Here is a 21,504-nt window from a genome sequence, read left to right on the forward strand (position 1 = left end):
GTAGCCGTTTAACCATCGAAAATCAAGCATTTAGCCTGCGAGAGCCCGATATGTTTGTGGTGTAATTAATCAGAAACACCAAAACAAATCCTATGAAAACTGCAATCATCATCCCGTGTTATAACGAAGAAAAAAGAATAGATCAAGCGGCATTTAAAGCTTTTATCACGCAATCTGAAAATCATCATTTATGTTTTGTAAATGATGGGAGTAAAGACCAAACTTTAAATGTACTTAAGAGTATTCAGCACGCAAATCCTGAAAAAGTTACCGTAATCGATATGAAACGTAATTCGGGTAAAGCTGCAGCCGTAAGAGCAGGAGCACGTTACTTATACAGCCAGGAAAATGTACAACATATAGGCTTTATGGATGCCGACCTTTCTACCGACTTTGAAGATTTTATGGCTTTAGATCAGACATTAAAAACCAATAAAAACCTCAAAATGGTTTTTGGAAGTAGAGCAAAAGATGATAGCGGAATAGAAAAAGATCCTTTACGCGCGTTCTTTTCTAAGGTGATTAAATTTTGTGTTTTTTTGATACTGGGCCTGCCCATACAAGATACGCAGTGCGGCGCAAAAGTATTCAGTCGTGATCTCGTTCCTGTAATCTATGGAAATCAGTTTTTAAGCAAATGGCTTTTTGATGTAGAAATGTTTATTAGACTGAAGCACCATATGGGCGGCAAGGAGGCGGTCATGAATGCCATTCACGAGCAGGCTTTACAGCGCTGGGTGCACGTAGAGGACTCTAAATTAGGATTAAAAGACTCGCTTGAAATTCCTGTACGTCTATTCAGTATTTGGTTTAACTATACCGTTTGGGCTCCTGCAACACAATTAAATGTAGCTTCAGAAACCGAAGTACTATCTACGGTATACAGTATGCCTGTAGCCGCATAATTTTAAATTTACCCCAAGAAAGGCTCTGGGATCTTTAGGATCCTGGAGCTTTTTTTGCATTAAAAAGTATTGAGATTTACCAGCTTTCTTGCAAACCGTTCTCCAGCGCGACATTGTAATTTTCCAAATTAAAAGAATACAAGTCAGGAGCTTTGTGCGCGCCACCTCTGCGGGTTTCATTCAGTTTCTCTAAGATATTATAACGTGTCATTTTACGATAGAAATTACCGCGATTTAAAGATTTGTCAAGAATGATCTCGTAGAGCCTTTGCAGTTCTGGCATTGTGAATTTCTGTGGCAAGAGGTTTAGTCCGACCGGTTTGTAATTCAAATCACGTCTTAAATGCATTAAAGCATCTTCAATGATTCCTTTGTGGTCCATCATAATTTCAGGAAGTTGTTCTACCGGCTGCCAGGCACACGAATCAGAATACTTGTCTGTTCTAGGGTTCACGGCATCATAGCGAGTTAAGGCATAATATGCGATAGAAATGTAGCGTTGCTTATGCCATAGATCCTCGGGCAATTCGGTAAACGCATCTTCAGAGCGTTGTGTAGCCCCGTAGGTTTTAAACTGACTCAAGAAAATATTTTCGGCCCCGGTACGCTCTTGTAAAATTCTATGCGCACTTGAGTTGATGTTCTCCTCTTTAAATACGTATCCTCCGGGAAGCATCCATTCAGATTTCCCGATCAAACTGGTAAGTAACACGTGTAAATTTTCACCGTCAAAACCAAAAACAACACTGTCTATAGAAATATGAGGCAGGTAAAGGTCTTTATTATTTTCAGACTCAGCCAGAAGGATATCGTGAAGTTTTTGCGACATGAGAATTGTATTAGTTTTTAAAAGTACGCTTTAGCAGATTTATATAAAAATACCCAAAGCTATTTTCAAGCTTTCAGGCAGAATCACCTGTAGTATTTGCAATATTATCATTTAATATTATTCTAATTGCGCATAAACCAAAATCAAAGGCTTTACAATGTTAAATTTTCAATGCTTCATTTTGAATCTTTAAAAATTATTATTACTATTGCTTTAAATTGAAACATTAAAGACCTTTTACGAAAAGGTTATAGGAAAAAAGCAGCAGATGAATACAACAACAGTCAAATTTAAATTAGCGCTTTTTATAGCGATTCTTTTGGGTGGAACTATTACGATTTCAGCCCAGATTGAAGACAAGCCCAATTTTGTGATCATTTTTGCAGATGATATGGGTTACGGAGATCTAAGCAGTTATGGTCACCCAACGATCAAAACCCCAAATCTTGATAAAATGGCGATGGAAGGGCAGAAGTGGACCAACTTTTATGTGGGTTCTAGCGTATGTACCCCAAGTCGTGCAGCCATAATGACGGGAAGACTTCCCGTAAGAAACGGGATGACCAGTAAAGTGCATCGTGTATTGCAGCCTTGGTCAACCAATGGTTTACCTCAAAGCGAGATCACCATCGCAGAACAACTTAAAAAAGGTGGTTACGGAACAGCAGCTTTTGGTAAATGGCATTTAGGAGATAAAGAAGAATACCTTCCTGTAAACAATGGTTTTGATTACTGGTACGGTGTTCCTTACTCTAATGATATGGATATCACTTTAGAGATGAATGAACCTCAGGATTACTGGAATTTCTGGAAGTCAGAAGAGCGTAAAGAAATCAGTAGTTTCAACATTCCGCTGATGCGAAACACAGAGATCATCGAGCGTCCTGCAAACCAGCATACCATAACCAAGCGCTACACGAATGAGGCTATTGAGTACATTAAAGAGCATAAAGAAAATCCGTTTTTTATCTATCTAGCGTATAACCTTCCACACGTGCCATTATTTGCTTCAGAAGAATTTGAAGGAAAAAGCAAACGTGGATTATATGGTGATGTCGTAGAAGAGATCGATCATAATGTAGGTCGGGTAATGGAAGCTCTTAAAGAGCAAGGAATTGCAGAAAATACTATTGTGGTATTCACTTCAGACAATGGTCCTTGGTTAGTAATGGACGAAGAGGGCGGAAGTGCCGGCTTACTCCGTGACGGAAAAGGATCTACTTGGGAAGGTGGTATGCGCGAGCCGGGAATCTTCTGGTCTCCGGGTAACCTCAAACCGGGTATCGTGACAGAATTAGGTTCTACTATGGATTTGTTTACAACCTTTAGTAAACTCGCTGGTGTTGAACTTCCTGACGACCGTATACTGGATGGTGAAGACTTAAGCTCAACACTTTTTGAAGGAAAAGAGAGTCCTCGAGAAACGATGTTTTACTACAGAGGAGACGAACTTTACGCGGTACGTTACGGTTCTTATAAAGCACATTATGTGACGCAATCTGCTTATGCTGAAGATCGTGAGGCGCACGAAACACCATTATTATACAATGTAGATGTAGATCCTTCTGAGAAGTATGAGATATCTGCTAAACATCCCGAAGTGATCACTGCGATCAATAAAATAGTAGAAGAGCATAATAAGAATTTAGTAAAAGGTCCCGATATGTTGAAAGACTGGGATTACAACCCTTTTGGCGGTTAAACTAGTGTGTTAAATCCGGGCTGCTTATAGCAAGTAGCCCCGGATTTTTACGAGAAAATTTTTTCAACACAAACTACAAGGTTTGAATTTTTTTACTCAAATCTGAATGCTTCACCAAGAAGCTATTGAAAATAAAAATTATATAATGAAATTAAATTACAAGAATATATTCAGCCTGCTTTTTGTGGTCTTAGGAGTCGTTTCGATTCAAGCACAAGAAGAGGAAAAGTTAGCCACTCAGGATTCTGTTGCTATACAGCAGGATGTTGTAAAAGATGGTAATGCCAAAGAAAGCGGCAACCGTAATGTGATGCTCAATGCAGAAAGTAATACCGGTCCCAGAGAAGTAAACATCGGCCTACCACCTTCTATAGGCGGAATCACAATTTTAGAAAATAACCTCCCGGTGGTGTATTGGTTTTGGCCAGAAATGTCTACCGGAACCTGGAGACAAAGTGTAGGTCTAGAACGCACCGGTTTGCTTAAAATGGATGGTCTTGCCAATACTATGGGTGATCTTGGCTTTGCGGTGAATTCGTACACGCAAAAAGGGACTAAGGAGTTTAAAGGAAAAGCAAAACTTTCTGGAAGTCACTTTGGCTGGTTTCAGGGAGACATCAATGTTTCAGGGCCTATATCAGAAAGCGGGTGGAGTTATTCTGCAGGTGCATTTGTAAACTTTGATCCGAGTACGTATGATTTAGGTTTCAACAACTATGCAGATCAAACTCAGATTTATCGCATAGGACTTACCAAGCATTTTAAGGAAAATAAGGGGGATATTACATTTGCCTACAAGTATTCTAATTCCTATTCACTCACCAACTATGCGGTTTTTGAATATGGTCCTAACGGGGAAGCCAGAGAACTTGATGACTTTACCATTGGTCGCGATTCCTACTTACCACGAGATGGCAGACTCAAGTTTTTAGATATGGTAAGTGGAGACAACTATTGGGCAGATATGGATGGTCAATCTGCTACTTCAGAAGCACATAACTTTGATATTTTTGGTAATTATCTAATGGATAACGGTTGGAATTTTAAATACTCAACCCGACTTCATATCGCTGAAGCTTCTTTGATGTACAGTGCGCCAATTAGTATTTTTAATGCAGGTGCCGGTAGCAATTTTACGTTTGCAGATACGGGTGAAGCATATACCGGTCAGGTAGGTACCCAACTGGCAATGAATTCTCCCCGAATTCCCACAACCACGCTAATGGGAAGATTTTCAGTAGAAAAACAACTAGGAAACCATGACCTTACGTTTGGAATGCTAGAACAATATTACACGGTCGACGATTACCATTCTAACCGTTCCTTCTTTTTTCAATCTGTAGAGCCACAGCCCAGAAGACTTATAGGAACCAATACCGATGTAGACGGATTCTACAATTACAACGTGGGAGGGGAGTACAACAACGGTTTTGAAAACAAACTCTCTATTTATGGTTCAGATTCCTGGAAGGTTAGCGATCGCTTAAAGTTAGATTATGGACTACACCTACGCTATCATAAAATGAAAGGAGATCATTATACCACTCCAAGAGCTGCGGGCTTAGTACTTGATGAAGCAAACAAACAGCAGTTTGATCACGATTGGTTTCACGTAGCAGGTAAATTTAACGCGACTTATAATGTCCTAAACAATTTTGGTATACTTGGTAGCTTCCTGTATACCGAAGAAAATGGTCTTTTGGGAGATTATTCCGGAGCTCCTTATCCTAACTTGACAAAAAGTAAAAGTCCGTTGGGAGGTCTTGGGGTGTTCTGGAACACAGATTATATCCAGTTGGTTTCTCAAGCGACCTATTTGAACAAGAACAATTATTTACAACGTTTAAACCTTGTAAACCCTAATGATGATACCGAGTCTGTAACCAATACGATCTACTACGATATCCAGACGATAGGATGGACCACAGATTTTGTTTTAAAGCCTTTTAAAGGTTTCAACTTGCATTACCTGATCACACTTCAAGATCCTGTATATAAGAAATTTAATTTCACTGCATTCGATAATGAATACGATTACAATGACAACAGCGTACAGCAGATCTCCAAAGTATTGATGGAAATAGACCCGAGTTATACCTATAAAGATTGGAGATTTTGGGCAAGCTTCAGATATTTTAGTAAGCAGTATGCTAACCTTACTAATGCGCTTTATTTCGCAGAGCGTTGGGAAACCTTTGGTGGTATCAACTACAAATATAATGAGCACATCAGTCTAGGTGCGACGGTGGTAAACTTCTTAAATCAGCGCGGTGCTAAAGGAACCATTAATGGTGCAGAACTTATTACAGAGCCAGACCCGTATTACGGAAGGTTGTTAACCGGTTCTTACATTAGACCATTTACAGTTCAGGCATCAGTAACTATTAATTTTTAATTCTCAAACGATGAAACAGAATATTAAAACAGTAGCCTTGTCGCTCGTTTGTGTATTGGGCGGAATTTCGCTTTCAAATGCACAAAAAGCGCCACAATTAGGAAAAGCTTCTTTAGATGAAGTGATTGCAGCAATGACTGCTGAAGAAAAAGCTGAGTTATTAATTGGTCCGGGAATGCCCGGCTACGCGGGCTTAGTTCCCCTAGAAGGCGAGCCAGACGTTCGTGTTTTAGGTGCTGCCGGAGGAAATGCAGGCATCGAACGTTTGGGAATTCCGGAGACTGTTTTTGCAGACGGTCCCGCGGGATTGCGTATTCAGCCAAAAAGAGAAAATGATCCTAATACGTATTATGCGACAGCATTTCCGGTAGGAACTTCATTGGCTTCTTCCTGGAATACCCAATTGATCGAAGAAGTAGGAAAAGCAATGGGAGAGGAAGTAAAGGAATATGGCGTAGATGTATTGTTGGCACCGGCGTTAAATATTCATAGAAACCCGCTTAACGGAAGAAATTTTGAGTACTATTCTGAAGATCCTTTGGTTGCCGGTAAAATTGCTTCAGCGTATGTGCGCGGAATTCAATCGCACGATGTGGGGACTTCGGTGAAGCATTTTGCTGCAAATAATCAAGAAAGCAATCGTCTTTCTGTAAATGCACACGTGAGTGAGCGTGCTATGCGTGAGATCTATCTACGCGGTTTTGAGATCGCCATAAAGGAAGCCAAGCCTTGGACGATTATGACCGCTTATAATAAGATTGATGGCACTTACGCGTCTGCAAGCAACGATTTGTTAAAAACAGTCTTAAGAGAAGAATGGGGTTATGAAGGTTTAGTAATGACCGACTGGTTTGGTGGTTATCCGGGTTTTGAGACCATCACTGATACTACGAGATCAAGTGATGTTGTCGCACAGCTAGAGGCAGGTAACGACCTGATGATGCCGGGAACTGTAGCTCAAAAAAATGCATTGATTAAAGCGCTAAAAGATGGGAGTATTGATGAGGCAGCTGTAAACGCAAGCCTAAAACGTATTTTGAACTACATCTTAAAAACGCCTACCGTTGCCAAATACAAGTACAGCGATAAACCAGACTTGAAAGCGCACGCTGAAGTTACCCGAAACGCTGCTACCGAAGGAATGGTGTTACTGAAAAACGAAGGCGATGTATTGCCATATACCAACAAATCTGGAACACTTGCTGTTTTTGGCGATACCTCCTATGATTTTATCGCAGGTGGAACCGGGAGTGGTGATGTAAATGAAGCCTATTCGGTTTCTTTGATCGAAGGTCTAACCGGAGCCGGTTATCAGATCGATACCGATTTACAAAGCGCGTATGTGCCTTTTGTAAAAGAAATGACTGCAAAAGAAATGAAGCGTCGTGAAGAAAATGGTGGTTTATTGGCAGATGTGCAACGTATTCCTGAGATGCCTTTAGACAAGGATCTGTTGGCTAAAAAGGCCAAGGCTTCTGAAGTTGCCGTAATTACCATTGGTAGAAACGCCGGAGAGCAACACGATAGAAAAGTGAGTAATGACTTTTACTTGGGTCAGGATGAGGTGAAAATGATCAATACCGTATCTGAAGCTTTTCACGCAGAAGGGAAAAAAGTCATTGTGATCTTAAACATTGGCGGCGTGATCGAGACTGCAAGTTGGAAGGATAAAGTAGATGCCATTCTATTGGCTTGGCAAGCCGGACAAGAAGGAGGAAACTCTGTAGCCGATGTATTTTCGGGAGTAAAGAATCCTTCAGGTAAATTGACGATGACCTTTCCTGTAGATTATAACAATCATCCATCTGCAGCCAACTTCCCAGGTTTTCCTGCACACGATCCTAAAGAGGTATTTTATGAGGAAGGAATTTATGTAGGATATCGTTATTTCAACACGTTTGGTGTTAAACCATCTTACGAGTTTGGTTTTGGACAATCGTACACGACTTTTGAATATGCAGATCTAAAATTGAGCACAACGCGTTTTACAGACGAACTTGAGGTTTCAGTAAAAGTGACCAATACCGGAGCTGTGGCAGGAAAAGAGGTTGTGCAAGTATATGTTGCTGCTCCTGCGCAATTAGCAGATAAACCTTCAGAAGAATTGAAGGCGTTTGGCAAAACCGAAGTATTAGAGCCGGGACAATCAGAGACGCTTAGCTTTAAACTTACTGCTAAAGATCTGGCTTCATTTATCGATGCGCAAAGTGCCTGGGTTGCAGAAAAAGGAACCTATACCGTTAAAATAGGAGCTTCTTCTCTAGATATTCAACTTAAAGAAGATTTCACGATAGCAGAAGATATCACTGCTGAAAAAGTGAATAACGCATTCGACCTTGATGCTGAAATGGAAACCTTAAAGAATTAATTCAGCATATACTAATATACTATTCAAGTATTCTTAAATTAAAAAAGTCCCATCTTTTAGAAAGGTGGGACTTTTTCTTTATTTAAAGGGTTTTGTGTTTACTACGATGATCCCCTTTATGCTCACTGATCTTGAAAACTCTTTCCTAAAATAAGATGTTTAAATAATACGCTTCTTAGATCATCAAGAACAATGGGTTTGGTTAGATAGTCATCCATCCCGATTGCCAGACATTTTTCACGTTCATTTTTTAAGGCGCGGGCCGTAAGCGCAATAATTGGCGTGTGAGCAGGAACTTCCTCGAGTTCTCGAATGGCTATAGCGGCTTCAATTCCGCTTAGAATAGGCATTTGGATATCCATAAAAACGATATCCGGTTTGTTTTTCTTGAATTTTTTTATGGCCTCTTCTCCATTCACGGCCGAAATGAGCTTCGCATTAGGAGCGATTTTTTTCAAGATGGAATTTGCTAAAAACCGATTTACGGGGTTATCTTCTACAATCAGAATTTTAAAGGCTTCGGTGGTAGTTTTAAATGTCTCTTGATCTTTGTTTACAGGATTTGTTTTCACAGTGCCAATACCTTCTAGCAATTCATAAAGCTGATTGATCTGAATAGGTTTGGTGATGTTATAGGCAACACCGAGTTCCTTACAGGATTTTTGAATCAATTCATCCTCTGTAGCACTATGAAGCAAGATAACAGGAAGTTTTTCTGAATTCAATTTATGGGTGTTGCGTATCTCTTCTATAAGACCAATTCCATTTAAATAAGGCATATTAAAATCGACAATGGCTAAATCAAAATCATCTTGCTCCCCAAGTGTACTCAAAGCATCAATGGCGTCTGTACAAAGCACAGTCTCGATGGAATTTACAGCCAACATTTGCCCGAGAATCTTGCGGTTGGTTGCGTTGTCATCTACAACAAGAACCTTTTTGATCTCTTTTATGTTATGAGATTTGTAAATAGGCTCTTCTTCTGTTTTGAGTTTAAGGTCAAAATAAAACGTACTTCCTGTTCCTTGTACACTATTAACTTTTAGTTTACTACCCATTAGATTAAGCAGTCGGTTGCTAATGGTTAACCCAAGACCGCTTCCTCCATATTTTCGTGTAGTGGAAACGTCTTCCTGATCAAAGGCATTGAATATTTTGTTTATGTTTTTAGGATCTATACCTATTCCTGTATCTCGTATTTCAAATTTAAACTCGGCTTCATTTTCTTGAGCAATTGTATTACTTGCTGTAACGGTCAGCGCTACTTCGCCTTGATCTGTGAATTTAACTGCGTTTCCTAACAGGTTGATCAGAATTTGCCGTAGTCTTATGGAGTCTGCCTGTACAAAGCGTTTAACATCCGGGGAGATTTGTAACAGCATCTCAAGCCCTTTTTGATGCGCCTGATGTTTGACAATGTCTACTGTTTGCGTACAGAGTTCTATCAAATCTGTGCGCTCCTCGTTCAATTCAAGTTTACCGGCTTCTATTTTTGAAAAATCGAGAATGTCATTAATTAGATCCATTAAAGTATTTGCAGAGTTATGCACGGTTTGCATATACTTTTGTTGAAATGGTGCCAGAGAGGTTTGCATAAGAAGATCGGTAAAGCCTATGATACCATTTAAGGGTGTACGTATCTCGTGACTCATATTTGCCAAAAATTCTGATTTTGATCTATTGGCTGCTTCGGCTTTCTTTCGAGCTTCGACAAGAGAATATTCCATCTCTTTAAGGTTTGAGATGTCTATGGCTACGCCTAAATAACCGAACACGTCACCTGTTTCATTATGAACGGGTGTGATCACCAATTTTACCGGAAAGGTCGAGCCGTCCTTTCTTTTATACGTCCATTCTGCATCATAGAATTTTTGATGGTCTGCTTCTCGTTCTATAAATTCTTCTTCGGTATGAAAGGAAGAAACGTTCATTCTACCTACAACTTCTTCTGCGGTATAGCCCAGTAAATTTTCAGCCCCTCGATTAAATTTCTGAATGATTCCGTCCAAATTCGTTTCCATTATAGAGACTTTGGTAGTAGCATTCATGAGTTGCTGAAATTCGGTTAAACTTTTCTGAAGTGCTTGTTCTGCTTTGACTCTTTTTGAGAGGTCAGAAATTTGACCGATTAGGTATAACGGAGTTCCTTGCTCATCAGTAACTACCGAAACATTGAGTAAGCCATGAATAATCTTACCAGAGCGGTGTACAAAGCGCTTTTCTATACTATAGGTGTCTATCTCGAGATTGATGAGCGCTTTTAGCTGTTTAGAATCCTTCTTCAAATCATCGGGATGGGTGAGTTCGCTAGAGCGTTTGTTAATGAATTCTTCTTTTTTGTAACCAAAAATACTAGCGAGATTTTGGTTTACCATCAACCAATCTCCCTCAATACTCACCATACCCATTCCGTTAGGTGAATATTCAAAAGCTGTTGTAAAGCGTTTTGCGTGTTCCTTGGCTTTAAATTCTAAATGCTTACGTTCGGTTATATCTTCTACCTGACTAATGATTCTATCCTTGATTCCATCTTCCCCTTTTACTAAAGAGACCGAAAGCCTGCACCAGATCTCAACCCTATCGATTCTATAAAATTTAGCTTCCATCTGGTAACTATCAATTGCTCCCGCAATCAATTGAGCTCTGTAATTGATAGCTTCTTCTAAAAAATCAGGATGAATAAAATTTCTAAAGGTCAGTTTCAACGCTTCATTTAACTGTTCTTCCTGAAAGCCAAATATTTTGAGACTCGCAGGATTTGCTAAAAGCAGATGCCCATCTACGTGAACCAGAATGATACCTATGGCAGAATTTTGAACGATCTTTTCAAAACGCTCTTTGGTTACGTTATAATCCAGTTGAGCGATCTTACGCTCATTAATATCTTGAAAAGCGCCATAGAGACGAACGCAAACGCCCTCTTTAAATTCAGCCTTTCCTAAAGCTCTTACCCATATCTCCCGGTTTTTTGCGGTTACCAGTTGCAATTCTGCATCCCAGGGAGTGCCAAATTGTATCGCCTTTTGTACCAATTCTGAAATAGTATCCCGACTTTGTCCTTCTTTATAATAATTGATTCCTTCTTCTAGCGTAGGCTCGTAGTCATCAGGCACCTCGTGAATCTTCTTTGTTACGCGCGTCCAGGACACTTTGTTGTTTACTAAATCTACTTCCCAACCACCTACGCGGGCCAGTTCACTAGCTTCATTAAAGAGTTTGCTAATATCACTAAATCCATCCAGGACTTGAAGCGATTCTGATTTTTGCTCGTAGCGTTGAATTTGATACAAAAGACCAGGCTGGTCATTGATCGTTACTTCCTGAAGGAAGATGTTGACGAGAATAGCATTGCCAGTTTTACACGTAAAGGTCTTCTGCAGGGGAGTCTCGGGAAGTTCAGACTTTTGACTCACCTCACTCAGTATAGCTCCAATAGTTTTTTTTAAGTCTTGTACTTCTGCAGACGTAGCATTGAGTTCCAATCCTAAGAACTTAAAAAAGGAAGCACTTACCCACAGTTGGTTAGACGTTTTTTGGGGTTGCAACCAAATACCACAAGCAGCAGTGGCTGTAATTTCACTAAGCAGCTGTAAATTGTTTGCAATGGTTTTTTTAAACCAAGCCTGCGATAAAAACCGGATGTTTCCCATTTTGATAAAAATGTCTGCTAATCAGTGATAATTTACTCAAAATAATCCTTAAAATCATCAATTTGTTATTTTTTGGCTGTGTAGTCTTTCTTTTAATCAAGGATAAAATTAATAAATGAACCAAAGTGAAGAGACTGTAACAAATACGAAATCTCTTGGTCTATCTTTATAGTTGAAGTTGCTGTCTAACCTTATTCCTTTTTTCATGCAAAAATTCTTATCCTTTTTAGGCTTATTATTTGTTGTAACTGTTTCCTTTTCTCAAAGTATAGAAAGTAAGATTGATCAACTTATAGTAAAAGAATTTAATAATACTGATGAGCCGGGCGGCGTATTTTTGGTCGCGGTTGAAGGCGAGTCAATCTATAGAAAAGCATTTGGGAAAGCCAATTTGGCTCTAGCTGTTGAAATGACTCCGGAACAGGTTTTTCAAATCGGGTCGATGACTAAACAGTTTACCGCCATAGCTATATTGATGTTGGAAGAACAGGGAAAACTAAGTGTTGAAGATCCAATTTCTAAATTCCTCCCAGATTATCCCAATGGAGATGCCATCACCATAAATCAATTACTCACCCATTCTTCAGGAATAAAGGATTTTACTCGATTGAAACGTATTGCAGAAATTGCAGAAAAGGAAATGACGCCTGAAGAAATGGTGGCTTTTTTTAAGGATGAACCCGTTGATTTCAGTCCCGGTGATGCATTTCAATACAATAATTCTGGATATGTTTTGCTAGGTTATCTTATTGAGCTTATTTCGGGAGAAACCTATGCCGATTTTATAGAGAAAAATATCTTTGATGCTATAGGTATGGAGCATTCGTACTATGCCAGCGACCGAAAGGTAATTCTCAATCGCGCCTATGGATATCACCAAAAAAGTTATGGCTTCGTAAATAAAAAACCAATTAGCTTTAGTATTCCTTTCTCCTCAGGCGCACTGATGTCTACAGTAGATGATATGCTCAAATGGCAAAATGCACTTGATCAAAATCTATTGCTAAAACCGGAGAATTTAGCTAAAGCTTTTACCAAAAAGCAGCTGAGAACCGGAGAAGCTATTGAATATGGTTATGGTTGGCATCTTAAAGATTGGGGAGAAACCGCTGTGCGGGAGCACGGTGGCAGCATATTTGGGTTTAAAGCAATGGGGGTTTATATCCCAGGTAAAGCCATTTATGTAATTGGTCTTAGCAATTGTGATTGTCACTCTCCAACACAACTCGTTCGAGATATTGCCAAAGTGGTTGATGAATTGGTAGGAGAATGATTAAAAATTACTTGCATTGAGAAGTAAGACAGAAATTCTCTTTTGTGCTCAAAGACAAAAGATAAATTTCCTCAAAAAAACAAAGCCCCGTCATCAGTGCGATAACGGGGCTTTTTGCGGAGAAAGAGGGATTCGAACCCCCGGAGGTGTGACCCTCAACGGTTTTCAAGACCGCCGCATTCGACCACTCTGCCATTTCTCCTTGAGTGTCTCATCAGCTATTTGCTGATTGCGGGTGCAAATATAGAAAGTTTTTTTAGATTGACAACACACTTTTTTAAGGAATTTTCAGCTTAATTATTTTTTCCTGTAATCGGAATTTTATCTCCTTTAAAATGAGGCTCTTTGTTGATCAAAAGTTCGATCCAGGCTTTTACATTTGCAGCAACTTCTCTAAAACGGTTACGGGATTCCAGCTCATATTCCCGACGATCACCGTTATACCCGTAAAAATTTAAGCCCATCGAGCGTGCGATATAAACGGCACGTGGGAGATGAAAACGCTGCGACACGACAATAGCGCTGTCTACTTCAAAAATATACGAGGCACGATATACAGAGTCATAGGTATCAAAACCGGCAAAATCCATAAAAATATCTTCTTCAGGGACGCCACGCTCCAAAAGGTATTTTTTCATTGCAACGGGTTCGTTATAATTGGTGGTACGATTATCACCAGAAACCAAAAAGCGTTTAATCTTTCCTTTGTTATACAGCAACAGGGCCGATTCTACCCGGTCTCTTAACATCGTAGAAAGCTCGCCATTGCGCCGTACACTTGCACCCAAGACCAGCGCGGTGTAGGTTGAGGGCAGCTCCTCTACACGGTCATAAATGTAAGCTTCGGTTTCCTTATTGATGTGATAGGCGAGGTAGGTGGTAAGCAATAAACCCAAAAACCCCAGTAAAATAAGGTAGCGTACAATACGTAAAGCAAGTAATTTGTTAAACCGCATAAATCAAAGTCAGTGCATCATTATTCGTGTAAACTTATCATTTGTTTTAATGCAAACGTAATCTATACCGCATAACGTGTAACTTTAATTGAAAATAATTGTGAAACTCTTACCAAATGCTTTGGTAATGATTATATAAGAATTCCTTAGCTTTCTATAAATCATAGGTAGTATTAACCAACTATCTTTGTACAAAATTAGAACGACCATGGATGTGATCTCAAGCCTTAAATGGCGCTATGCGACCAAAAAATTTGATGCAGATAAATTGCTTACCGAAGAAAAACTAGATATTTTAAAGGAAGCCTTCAATCTCACTGCAACTTCTTACGGACTACAACCGGTGCGTATGGTGGTGGTTTCTGATAAAGCCCTGCAGCAGCGTCTAAAAGAAGCTGCAATGAACCAAAGTCAGGTGCTTGATGCTTCTCACGTGTTGATCATCTGTGTAGAACGCAAGGTAGAAGCTCCTTTTGTAACCAATTATTTTGACCGCGTAAAAGAGGTTCGTGAAACTCCAGATGCGATCTTAAAGCCTTTTAGAGAGATGCTGGAGCAGAAGTTTGACAATCAGCCAAAATCAGATACTCGTGAATGGGCGATACGTCAGGCTTATCTGACTTTGGGAAATTTATTGACCGTATGTGCCTTGGAGGAGATTGATGCCTGCCCTATGGAAGGTTTTGAGCCCGAAAAATTTGACGAAATTCTTGAGCTGAAAAAACACAATCTGGCTTCTGCATTGGTGTTACCGGTAGGCTATAGAGCACAAGATGATATGTTTGCCGACTTTAAAAAGGTACGCAGACCACAGAAGGAAACCATCATTCATCTATGATTGGTAATATCTTTTGATCATTATTGGCTCTAAAATGGGCATTGAATATTGATACGGGTCATTACGATCCAGATACTGCATTTTGTATTCAAAGGAATCATCAGGCTTTAAAATGGGCATTAAGGGAGCAAAACCATTAGGTGATAGCTGAATGCTGTCAAGCGGTTTAAGTTGGTCCTCAAAAGCGTCGAGCTCTGAAAGCGAAAAGCCTTGTTGATTCAGTTGGAAAGGCTGCGCCTGAAACAAAGAATCAGCAGTAGTGAGATGCATTTGTGATTTTAGCTGTGCGTGAGCAAAACTTCCGAAGAAAAAAATCGTTAAAACTGAAGCGTAACCTGTTCTCATAAGTTCATTTTTTGAATAGACTATATTCAAAATACGAAAAAAGAGAAGCCTCGTGACAGAATTGCTTGAAAAAGAATGTTTTAATAGCCTACGCGGTCTGCGATCTCCAGGCCGTAACCTATCATTCCTACGCGTTTATGCTCTTCACTATTAGATAGTAATTTGATCTTAGAAATCCCCAGATCGTGTAAAATCTGAGCGCCAATCCCAAAGTCTTTAAGATCCATTTTTGCAGGCGAACTCATTTTACGACCACTTTCCTGGCGCTCTTTAAGCTCAGCAAGACGGTACAGCAGCTTGCTGGCAAAATTCTCCTGATTGATAAAAACCACAGCGCCTTTTCCTTCTTGATTGATCACCTCAAATATTTTATCGAGTTTGGTGTCGGGCTGTTCGGTAAGTGTGCTCAGAATATCATTATTGACAAAGGTCGAATTCACACGCACCAGTACCGGTTCATCATTAACCCAAGTACCTTTAGTCAATGCGATATGAATTTGATCATTGGTCGTTTGTTGATAGGCGCGCAATCTAAATTCACCATAGTGCGTGTCTATTGTAAAGTCTTCCTTTTTGACAATAAGCGAATCGTGTTGCATGCGATAAGCCACAAGATCTGCTATAGAGACAATTTTCAAATCAAACTTCTTAGCGATCTTTGCCAGTTGTGGCAAGCGTGCCATCGTTCCGTCTTCATTCATCACCTCTACGATCACTCCGGCAGGTGCAAAGCCGGCAAGGCGGGCAAAATCAATAGCAGCTTCGGTATGCCCTGTTCGTCGCAACACTCCGCCTTCTTTAGCTTTCAGCGGAAAAATATGTCCGGGTTTTGTAAAATCCCAAGGTTTCATATCGGGATTGGTAAAGGCTTTCACCGCTTTTGCGCGGTCTAAAGCACTGATTCCCGTAGTGACCCCGTGACCTTTTAAATCTACCGAAACGGTAAACGCCGTTTCCATTGGATCACTGTTAGTGCCTACCATCATTTCAAGCTTCAGCTCTTTACAGCGTTCTTCGGTGATAGGAGCACAAATAAGGCCTCGCCCGTGTGTCGCCATAAAGTTGATAGTTTCTGCCGTTACCATCTCTGAGGCGGCCAGAAAATCACCTTCATTCTCACGATCTTCATCATCTACAACAATAATAACTTTCCCTTTCTTGATATCTTCGATCGCTTCAGGAATGGTATTGAGTTGTATTTCTTGGGTAAGCGTTTGCGCTGTCATAGTAGCTTTTTATTGGCACCGCCAAAGCGTATACTACTCCGGTGGCTTGCATCAAAATTAAAAATTTGTTCTCAAAAAACACCTTGTAGGCTTACACCTGAGGTGGTTTATTTTGAAAGGTAAAGATACGATTTAGCTTAGTCTTAAAATCTAAATGTAGCCTTAAAGCCTGTTTCTAGGTAAAGGTTTTGAGCAATGTTTCGGCGGCGTCTTTGAATTTTTCTGAATAGCCATATTGCTCATAATTGGCTACAATATCTTCAAGTTCACGTTTGGTTTTGGTCTTCAGAATCGCTTTTTCCGAATTGGTAAGGTCAAAGTCGATAAGCGGTTGTTCAGGATGTACTTCCTGATCTTTTTTCTTCTGAAATAACTTCTTAACAGGATCTAGAAAACCGTCCAGATCAAACAAGCCTTGGTCTGTGGTAGCCCTGTACGTTAAATAAACGCCTAGCGGAAAAAGGATCAAGGTGCTTAACCAACTAGCCAACCAAGCAGCGACACTGCCGTCTTCGGCACTGTTTTTGGCAAAAATCCCTATAAAGTGGTAGGTGAGAAAAAGAACTACCCCGATCACAATAGGAAGCCCCAGACCACCTTTTCTAATGATCGCCCCTAAGGGAGCACCCACAAAAAACAGAATGATACAACCAAAAGCCAGAACGAATTTTTCATGCAAAGCGATCTCGTATTTGCTTAGCGTTTTCACTTTGATACCATTGTCGGTTTTACGATTCTTGATCGAAGTGACGTTGTTTTTTACCGTGGTTTTAGCATAATCTAATACCTGGATCTGTTCAGAAAACTCAAAGTTCTCTATGAGATCCTCTTTTAAAACACGAGTAGTGTCTCTGGGAATATTTTTTAAATAGGATGAATCTAACTTACGCAACTGCAGGTCGCGTACCTGACCTTTTCCTAGCGAAGCCAAGTAGGTGTTGTAATTCTTTGAAATGTCAGCCAGTGTATCGTTAAGCTGCTTTACGGTAAGCATCGTATAGGCATTGTCGATACTTTTTTCTTCCATATCTACATTATCAAGCTCAGACAAGTCGATATTGATGGTGTAGGTTTCAAAATAACTCTTTACAAAAGGTTCGCGTTTCTGTTTTCTAAAATCCTTCTGTTCAACTTCATCATAATAATTTCCGTCAATAAGTTTTAAAGAAAGCACATTATCTCCTTCGGCACTTATGAGTTCGCCTTCACGGGCTTTGATCACCGTATAGTTTCCTACGCGGCTCGGGTCTTTTTGGTAGATGATGACATCTTTTAAAAACTGTCCTTTTTCCCCTTGTTTATCGGCTACCTTCATCACATAATCCTCACCAATAGTGTTGTATTGTCCTTTAGTGATCGCCATTGCTGGCTTTACCTGAGCGATATTCCGCCGTAGGTTGAGCGATTCAAACTCTGCTGCCGGAATCACATAATTGGCAAACAAAAACGAGGTTACTGCAAGCCCAAGAATAAAAACCGTAAGACTGCGCATGGCCCGCTGCAAGGAGATCCCGGTAGACTTCATCGCGGCAAACTCATAGTTCTCTGCAAAATTCCCAAAGGTCATAATACTGGTGAGCAATACCGTAAGCGGCAGTACCAGTGTGACCAGACGCGGGGAGAAGTAGAGTAAGAATTTGACAATGATGACCAGATCAAGATCTTTACCGGCAAGCTCTTTGATATAGAGCCAAACGGTTTGCAGCACAAAGATGAACATCAGGATGATGAACGTGCTTAAGAAATTCTTGATGAAGGTAAGTAGTATGTACCGGTCTAGTATTTTCAAAAGGAGCCTAGTCTAATTCATTGATGTAGTAATCTGAATATTTTGAAGCATCAAATGTAAACAGGTTACCGGGTAAAGGTTGATCGGTCTTAAAAGTGTTGACCGTGATGGTGATCTTACTCCCGTTGTTTTGGGTCATAATCAGGCGGTAGATGTGCTTGGTTTGCGCATCGATACCGAGTAAAGCAGATTTCAACTCACTGTTAGAGTCCATAGGAACCAACTTTACATACTGAATTTTACGACCGCTCACATTCTGCTCAATATCCCATTTATAGGTGTATCCTTCGTTAAAGAAGGTTAGCATTTTTGAAGGCGTGATGGCATCATCGTCTCCCGGATTTTGGGTAGAGATGGTGATCTCTTCATCTTCAGGTACGATGGTATACAGTTTTTTACCGTCGTACATTTGCATCGTACCCATCAAATTCAGTTTGTACTTATCACCGTCAAGGGTGACATCTCCACGGGTTTCTTGATTGATTCCCGCAGCCTCATTAGATAAGCCGTATTTAAAATCGATAAACATATTGTCGTAGCTCTTCACTTTTGCCGAAACCTCGTCTAGAAGTTTTTTAGCTTTTGCGTCCTGAGCAAAAAGCGATGAAGTGCTTAACACAGCTACTACAAGCAGGGTGATGTATTTTATTTTTGAAAAGTTCATGTTACTCATTATTTAATTGTTGATGTAAGGCATTCATATCGGCCACGAGTACTTGTCTGGCTTTACTACCTTCAAAAGGTCCTACAATACCGGCAGCCTCAAGTTGATCTATAATTCTACCGGCACGATTGTATCCCAATTTCAGTTTACGTTGTAATAAAGACGCACTTCCTTGTTGCGCTGTGACAATAACTTCGGCAGCATCCATAAACAAGGCATCGCGGTCGCTTGCATCTATATCAAGACTTGTGCCACCTTCTTCTCCCACGTATTCCGGAAGCTGGTGCGCTTCAGGATACGCCTTTTGAGCCCCTATAAAGTCAGTGATCTTTTCTACTTCGGGCGTGTCAACAAACGCACATTGCACGCGTATCAGGTTGTTTCCCTGGGTATACAGCATATCTCCACGCCCTATTAATTGGTCGGCACCCTGACTGTCAAGAATGGTACGTGAGTCGATCTTTGATGTCACCCTAAAGGCAATTCTGGCAGGGAAGTTGGCTTTAATAATACCCGTGATCACATTTACCGAAGGTCGCTGCGTAGCAACAATCAAGTGGATCCCAATTGCACGCGCAAGCTGCGCAAGACGCGCAATAGGGGTTTCAACCTCTTTCCCGGCAGTCATAATTAAATCGGCAAACTCATCTATGACCAGAACGATGTAGGGTAAGAACTTATGCCCGTCATTAGGATTTAGTTTACGTTTTTTAAACTTAGCGTTATATTCTTTAATGTTACGCGCCATAGCATCTTTCAACAGATCGTAGCGTTTATCCATCTCGATACATAACGAATTGAGCGTATTGATCACTTTGGTATTGTCGGTAATGATCGCATCTTCAGAATCTGGAAGCTTAGCCAGATAATGCCGTTCAATTTTATTGAATAAGGTAAGCTCTACTTTTTTAGGATCTACCAATACAAATTTTACTTCCGCAGGATGCTTTTTATACAATAACGACGTAAGAATCGCATTCAAACCTACCGATTTACCTTGACCGGTTGCACCCGCCATAAGCAAGTGGGGCATTTTTGCCAGGTCAACCACAAAGGTCTCGTTAGATATGGTTTTTCCTAAAGTAAGTGGTAATTCCATTTCGGCATTTTGAAACTTAGGCGAAGCGATCGCCGAACGCATAGAAACGATTCGGGCATTTTTGTTAGGCACTTCGATACCAATGGTTCCTTTACCCGGAATCGGAGCGATGATACGTATTCCTAATGCGGCAAGTGAAAGCGCAATATCATCCTCCAGGTTCTTGATCTTTGAAATACGCACTCCGGCTTCCGGTACGATCTCATACAGGGTTACTGTAGGCCCTACGGTCGCTTTAATGTGCGCAATGTCTATCTTGTAGTTTTTAAGCGTATCTACAATACGATTTTTATTTTCTTCAAGCTCTTCCTGATCTACCGTGATGCTTTGGCCTTTGGTATAATCTTTAAGCAATTCTATGGTAGGGAAGCGGTAGTTGCTCAACTCTAGCGTAGGATCGAATTCTCCAAAATCCTGTACGAGTTTGGTGCTTAGATTTTCAACGACTTCCTCTTCTTCAACCGTCTCTTCAATTTCTATTTCAAAATCATCGTCTTCAGTAGCCTTAGGAGTTTCCTTGGTCTCTGTTTCCTGCTTTACCGGTGTTTCTGTTGGGGTAGGAGTGGTTTTGAGTTGCGGCTCTTCTGGTGTTTCTTCAACTTCTTCCTGAGGTAATTCGATATTGTCTTTGTCAAAAGCCGTGTCTACAAACTCGTTGCCTTCGTCATCACTCCTATTGAATTCAGAAGCAATGGCTTGTTTCCGCTTTGCGAAAAACTGCCCAATATGTTCGGGAGTCAGCTTGAGTCTGATGGCAAAATAAACGATGGCTACAAAGGCAAGCACGAGAATTGTACCGATAAGCCCTATAAAATCCTGAAGAAAATCATTGAGTTCGAAGCCTACCATCCCGCCAAGCAACGGATTGGTCTCTGCAAAGAAACCTAAAAAGGTAGCAAACCACAACATCACGATAATTCCCCAAAACCAAAAGCCCTGAAGTTTTTTTCGGGGTTTATCAAAGAAATAGTAAAATCCGGAAAGGGTGACCAGGATGGCCAGGGTAAACGCCGCCAGGCCAAAACCTTGGTAAATGAACAAGTCCCCAAGTGCAGCACCAAATTTATTCAGCCAGTTTTGTGACTCGACACTGCGATCGCTAAGTTCACTAAGCGTGCTTTGATCTGCCTGCCAACTGAAAAAATAAGAGATGAACGAAAACAACAAGGCAAGTCCTAAGAGAAATAGAAAACTTCCCAGTACTATTTTTTGTTGTTTAGACAGTACCCAAGAGATCTTTTTGGACTGCTTGGTCGTTTTGGATTTTGTTTTAGTTTTCGTCTTTTTTCTGGCCATTCTAAGCTTAAACTCTATAGTCGCGCCGCTTAGGTTTTAAAACCCAGCAACACACATTTTTGTTTAACATTTATAGCGTATACAGCTTGTGGTGACAACTGCCTGTATACCCTACACTTAACACGTGTAGTTAAGCGCCTTTCAATTAACACGAATTGATTAGCGCGTA

Annotated in this window: 14 protein-coding genes and 1 tRNA gene; 6 read left to right on the forward strand and 9 right to left on the reverse strand. The window is 40.4% G+C overall.

Features of this window, described 5'->3' with window-relative positions; genetic code table 11:
• Positions 1-92 precede the first annotated feature (92 nt).
• Positions 93-905 (forward strand): dolichyl-phosphate beta-glucosyltransferase, encoded by an 813-nt coding sequence (locus tag MED217_RS06770; protein ID WP_009779746.1) that lies wholly within the window; start codon positions 93-95, stop codon positions 903-905.
• Positions 906-981: 76 nt separating this feature from the next.
• Here MED217_RS06770 and MED217_RS06775 read toward each other — a convergent pair whose 3' ends face one another.
• Positions 982-1,734: an NUDIX hydrolase gene (locus tag MED217_RS06775; protein WP_009779747.1), complete on the reverse strand. Its 753-nt coding sequence runs from the start codon at positions 1,732-1,734 to the stop codon at positions 982-984.
• Between the two features lie 268 nt (positions 1,735-2,002).
• Between MED217_RS06775 and MED217_RS06780 the strand changes: the two genes are divergently transcribed.
• The 3 genes from MED217_RS06780 to MED217_RS06790 all read left to right on the forward strand — a co-directional run bounded on the left by MED217_RS06780 (position 2,003) and on the right by MED217_RS06790 (position 8,199).
• Positions 2,003-3,436, forward strand: coding sequence for a sulfatase family protein (locus MED217_RS06780; protein ID WP_009779748.1), 1,434 nt, complete (start codon positions 2,003-2,005; stop codon positions 3,434-3,436).
• 145 nt (positions 3,437-3,581) lie between these two features.
• Positions 3,582-5,831 carry a TonB-dependent receptor gene (locus MED217_RS06785; RefSeq protein ID WP_040533307.1) on the forward strand — a complete coding sequence of 750 codons (2,250 nt, stop codon included), beginning with the start codon at positions 3,582-3,584 and terminating at the stop codon, positions 5,829-5,831.
• A gap of 10 nt (positions 5,832-5,841) precedes the next feature.
• A complete protein-coding gene (locus MED217_RS06790; protein WP_009779750.1) occupies positions 5,842-8,199 on the forward strand; it encodes a beta-glucosidase in 2,358 nt (785 codons plus the stop codon).
• Positions 8,200-8,321: 122 nt separating this feature from the next.
• Here the strand turns inward: MED217_RS06790 and MED217_RS06795 are convergent, their stop codons facing one another.
• The gene (locus MED217_RS06795; protein ID WP_009779751.1) at positions 8,322-11,849 is read right to left on the reverse strand and encodes a PAS domain-containing hybrid sensor histidine kinase/response regulator; all 3,528 of its coding nucleotides are present in this window, start codon (positions 11,847-11,849) and stop codon (positions 8,322-8,324) included.
• A 205-nt stretch (positions 11,850-12,054) separates the two neighbouring features.
• On the opposite strand from MED217_RS06795, the gene MED217_RS06800 reads away from it, so the two are divergent.
• Positions 12,055-13,122: a serine hydrolase domain-containing protein gene (locus MED217_RS06800; RefSeq protein ID WP_040532636.1), complete on the forward strand. Its 1,068-nt coding sequence runs from the start codon at positions 12,055-12,057 to the stop codon at positions 13,120-13,122.
• Between the two features lie 117 nt (positions 13,123-13,239).
• Here MED217_RS06800 and MED217_RS06805 read toward each other — a convergent pair.
• Positions 13,240-13,324: transfer RNA gene (locus MED217_RS06805), tRNA-Ser, on the reverse strand.
• Positions 13,325-13,415: 91 nt separating this feature from the next.
• Positions 13,416-14,078 (reverse strand): SanA/YdcF family protein, encoded by a 663-nt coding sequence (locus MED217_RS06810; RefSeq protein WP_009779753.1) that lies wholly within the window; start codon positions 14,076-14,078, stop codon positions 13,416-13,418.
• 208 nt (positions 14,079-14,286) lie between these two features.
• Here MED217_RS06810 and MED217_RS06815 point away from each other — a divergent pair, with 208 nt between their 5' ends.
• On the forward strand, positions 14,287-14,916 hold the full coding sequence (locus tag MED217_RS06815) for an NAD(P)H-dependent oxidoreductase (protein ID WP_009779754.1): 630 nt from the start codon (positions 14,287-14,289) through the stop codon (positions 14,914-14,916).
• Here MED217_RS06815 and MED217_RS06820 read toward each other — a convergent pair.
• From MED217_RS06820 to MED217_RS06840, 5 genes are all read right to left on the reverse strand, one after another.
• Positions 14,911-15,261 (reverse strand): hypothetical protein, encoded by a 351-nt coding sequence (locus MED217_RS06820; RefSeq protein ID WP_009779755.1) that lies wholly within the window; start codon positions 15,259-15,261, stop codon positions 14,911-14,913. The two genes, MED217_RS06815 and MED217_RS06820, sit on opposite strands and share 6 nt — an antisense overlap.
• An 80-nt stretch (positions 15,262-15,341) precedes the next feature.
• A complete protein-coding gene (ribB, locus tag MED217_RS06825; RefSeq protein ID WP_009779756.1) occupies positions 15,342-16,487 on the reverse strand; it encodes a 3,4-dihydroxy-2-butanone-4-phosphate synthase in 1,146 nt (381 codons plus the stop codon).
• Between the two features lie 175 nt (positions 16,488-16,662).
• On the reverse strand, positions 16,663-18,276 hold the full coding sequence (locus MED217_RS06830; RefSeq protein ID WP_083777987.1) for an LptF/LptG family permease: 1,614 nt from the start codon (positions 18,274-18,276) through the stop codon (positions 16,663-16,665).
• A 7-nt stretch (positions 18,277-18,283) separates the two neighbouring features.
• Positions 18,284-18,949, reverse strand: a complete 666-nt coding sequence (locus MED217_RS06835) for an outer membrane lipoprotein periplasmic chaperone LolA1 (RefSeq protein ID WP_009779758.1) — start codon at positions 18,947-18,949, stop codon at positions 18,284-18,286.
• On the reverse strand, positions 18,942-21,335 hold the full coding sequence (locus MED217_RS06840; protein WP_009779759.1) for an FtsK/SpoIIIE family DNA translocase: 2,394 nt from the start codon (positions 21,333-21,335) through the stop codon (positions 18,942-18,944). Before MED217_RS06840 ends, MED217_RS06835 begins: the two co-directional genes overlap by 8 nt.
• Positions 21,336-21,504: the final 169 nt, after the last annotated feature.

The sequence above is a fragment of the Leeuwenhoekiella blandensis MED217 genome, from assembly GCF_000152985.1.
Taxonomy (GTDB): domain Bacteria; phylum Bacteroidota; class Bacteroidia; order Flavobacteriales; family Flavobacteriaceae; genus Leeuwenhoekiella; species Leeuwenhoekiella blandensis.